Annotated in this window: 3 protein-coding genes; all 3 read right to left on the bottom strand. The window is 50.1% G+C overall.

Going from position 1 to position 3,366, the window contains the following annotated elements; genetic code table 11:
- Positions 1-43: 43 nt before the first annotated feature.
- The 3 genes from pepN to KDK16_RS04870 all read right to left on the bottom strand — a co-directional run bounded on the left by pepN (position 44) and on the right by KDK16_RS04870 (position 3,300).
- Positions 44-2,107: an aminopeptidase N gene (gene pepN / locus KDK16_RS04880; RefSeq protein WP_306670725.1), complete on the bottom strand. Its 2,064-nt coding sequence runs from the start codon at positions 2,105-2,107 to the stop codon at positions 44-46.
- A gap of 88 nt (positions 2,108-2,195) precedes the next feature.
- The gene (locus KDK16_RS04875; protein WP_373690922.1) at positions 2,196-3,035 is read right to left on the bottom strand and encodes a DUF2797 domain-containing protein; all 840 of its coding nucleotides are present in this window, start codon (positions 3,033-3,035) and stop codon (positions 2,196-2,198) included.
- Between the two features lie 10 nt (positions 3,036-3,045).
- Complete coding sequence (locus KDK16_RS04870; RefSeq protein ID WP_257274931.1) at positions 3,046-3,300, bottom strand: YeaC family protein; 255 nt, start codon at positions 3,298-3,300, stop codon at positions 3,046-3,048.
- Positions 3,301-3,366: the final 66 nt, after the last annotated feature.

Below are 3,366 nucleotides of genomic sequence, written 5' to 3'. Positions count from 1 at the left end.
GGCTGCTTGGGCCGGTAATAACGGTCTGTCAAACAGGAATGTCTCAGATGAGGGTTCGTTTGGCAATATCTCCGGCTTCAGGACGATACTCACCTTTCAGTTCCAGAGCCTGATAGAGTGCCAGCAATTTGTCCTTATGAGCTTCGGCAATGGCCTTGCGAACACGACTTCTGGATTCACAGATCTGCAGGGGGTGAATTTCTTCCGCCTGCTCTGCCAGACTTGCTTCAGAGGGCAGTTTCAGCATTTCTGCTTTAACTGCTTTGTCCAGCCCTTCGTCAGCCAGAACGACACCAAAAGCTTCAATCAGTCTTGAATCGATCTCAGTATCTTTTTCCTTCAACAGTCCGTCGACCAGATCTTCAATGACCGCCGTGGCCAGACGCTGGCCTGCATCCCAGCGATTGTAACCATCGCTGTCGTGCTTCATCAGGAATACCAGATCTTCACGACTATAGTCGTATTTAACACGAACGGGCGCAGAGAAGTTTCTCAAAATAGAAGGCAATGGCTTTTCAGCCAGCCCTTCGAATGTCCAGGTTTCTTCAGCCGCTGTCACATGCAGAACCCGTTCAGTCTCACCGGCTTCGTTCAGTGGCAGGGCTTTGCCTCCCTTATCAAGCAGGGCAATAGCCACAGGAATATGAAAAGGCAGCTTGGTGTCCTGACCCGGAGTGGCCGGACAACTCTGGGCGATTGTCAGAGCGTACTGACCTGACTCCTGATCAAAACCATCGGTCAGGGTAACCACCGGTGTTCCCGCCTGGTTGTACCAGTGGCGGAACTGACCAAGATCCACACCGGAAGCGTCTTCCATGGCTTTCACAAAGTCTTCACAGGTAGCCGCTTTACCGTCAAAACGATCAAAGTACAGGTCTGAACCTTTGCGAAAATTGTCCTTGCCGACAATGGTCTGAATCATCCGAACCACTTCACAACCCTTTTCGTAGATGGTCAAGGTGTAAAAATTGGAGATCTCGATAAATGACTGCGGACGAATAGGATGAGCCATAGGGCCTGCATCTTCGGCAAACTGTGCCGTCTTCAGTAACGAAGCGTCTTCAATCCGCTTGACGCCTCGTGAATTCATGTCTGCCGAGAATTCAGCGTCACGGAATACGGTGAAGCCTTCTTTCAGGCTCAGCTGGAACCAGTCACGACAGGTGACCCTGTTGCCAGACCAGTTATGGAAATACTCATGGGCAACAATCGCTTCTATACGCTGATAGCTGGCGTCAGTAGCCGTTTCGGGGCTTGCCAGTACACAGGAAGAGTTGAAGATGTTCAAACCCTTGTTTTCCATCGCACCCATGTTGAAATGGTCCACCGCTACGATCATGAAGATATCCAGATCATACTCACGGCCATAAACTTCTTCGTCCCACTTCATGGACTTTTTCAGCGAAAGCATGGCATGGTCACACTTGTCGATATTGTGAGACTCGGTGAAAATACGCAGTGCCACGTCCCTGCCACTCGCAGTAGTGAAGCTATCTTCCACCACTTCAAGATCACCGCCTACCAGGGCAAACAGGTAGCTGGGCTTTTTGAACGGGTCTTCCCAGGTTACCCAGTGTCGTCCACCTTCAAACTCGCCACGGGCAATGTCATTACCGTTGGACAGCAGAACCGGGTAACGGCCCTTGTCAGCAATCACCTTGGTGGTGAATTTGGACATGACATCCGGGCGATCCAGATAGTAGGTAATTTTACGGAAACCTTCTGCTTCACATTGGGTACAGAACATGCCGTTGGATTTATACAAACCTTCCAGAGAAGTGTTTTCCTGGGGGCGAATACGGGTCACAACCGTCAGGGAGAACGCCTTGCTGGTGACCGGTATAGTCAGGCTTTCAGAACCGAGGATGTACTGGTCTGAAGTCAACTCCGAACCGTCAACACAGACACTGATCAGCTCCAGGTCGATGCCAACCAGAGTCAGATCGGGGGTATCTTGCCCACGATCTTCATTACGACGCAGGCCAAGTACCGAGGTGACCAGTGCATGATCTTCGAACAGGTCGAAGGTCAGGTCGGTGGTGTCAATCCAATAATCCGGAGCCTGATAGTCTTTCAGGTAGATCGCTCTGGGTTGGGCGTCTTTCATTTTAAACCTTCCTTTACCATGGCCTTACTTTTGTTGTTAGAGCTTTTGACTCAATGATGAGGAGAGGTCTGCTTCCTCTCCATGCAAATCAGGCTGCAACTGATACGTTGACTTGATAAGAAGTGTGCTTGCGAATATTGATAACACCGGTATCAAGAATCAGATACTGCCCCTTAATACCCATCAGGACACCTTCAATCACCGGTTTTTTATCAAAAGACATGGAAGTCACTTTGACAGGATATTGCTCTACCGGATAACGAATATCAACGACCTCCGGATCAACCACCAGTGTTATGGCCTGTAATCCAAACTGCTCCTGAAGGGCTTCCACCCGTGAAGCGTTCATGTCCAGCAGTTCACTGGCCTGTGTTTTGAGATCCAGCGGCTCTGCCGTTCCTTTCAACATGGCACGCCAGTTAGTTCGATCATTAACAAATTCTTTGAACAGGGTTTCGATAAAACCAGACTGTTGTCGTGTAGAAACCCTGACAAAAGGCAGGGCCTGAGTCGCCCCCTGATCCACCCAGCGGGTTGGCACCTGAGTCGCACGGGTGATGCCTACCTTTAAACCCGAAGAGTTAGCCAGATAGACCACATGATCGGTCATACAGAACGTTTCACCCCAGGCGGCATCCCGACAGGTGCCTTCATGATAATGACACTTTTCGGGGCTCATAATACAGCTGTCACACTGAGGCAACTTTTTAAAACAGGGATAACAGAAGCCCTGGCTGAAACTTTTTCTGGTCTTGCGGCCGCAATGGCAGCAGTTGATTTCGCCCTGATATTCCAGGGTCAGTTTTTTCCCCATCAGTTCATTCAGGGGCAGCAGATCATCGCCTACAGGCAGTTGGTAATCCACCGGCTGACCGTCTTTCAGAACGGATTCCATTTTGCGCAGTGCGCCACTCAGACTTTGAGTCAAGTTCTATACCTCAGTCTTTAAAGCGCAAAATGGTGGTTTCAGACTCATCCTGTTCAGATGCACTCTTGCAACTCACAGGCATATAACCAATACGCTCTTCTTCCGGCAAGTTGTCGTGCTCCCAGGCGATCAGGGCTTCCAGAATGCCTTCTCTCTGATCCGCTGTCAGCATGTCACCATTGGGCCAGCGGCCAAGCTCAAGTGACTGTTTCATGTTGTGGTAGATTTCCGGCGTCATCCGGGCCAGAAAGTCTTTTAGCTGCATCAAATCCACTTACCCTCATCTGAGACATTCCTGTTTGACAGACCGTTATTACCGGCCCAAGCAGCC

It is taken from the genome of Endozoicomonas sp. SESOKO4 (genome assembly GCF_024606275.1).
This window is presented reverse-complemented; position numbering and strand designations above follow the sequence as displayed.

Excerpts from the sequence above, each read along its gene's own strand:
- pepN (WP_306670725.1), bottom strand. The coding sequence starts at position 2,107 with ATGAAAGACGCCCAACCCAGAGCGATCTACCTGAAAGACTATCAGGCT.
- KDK16_RS04870 (WP_257274931.1), bottom strand. The coding sequence starts at position 3,300 with ATGCAGCTAAAAGACTTTCTGGCCCGGATGACGCCGGAAATCTACCAC.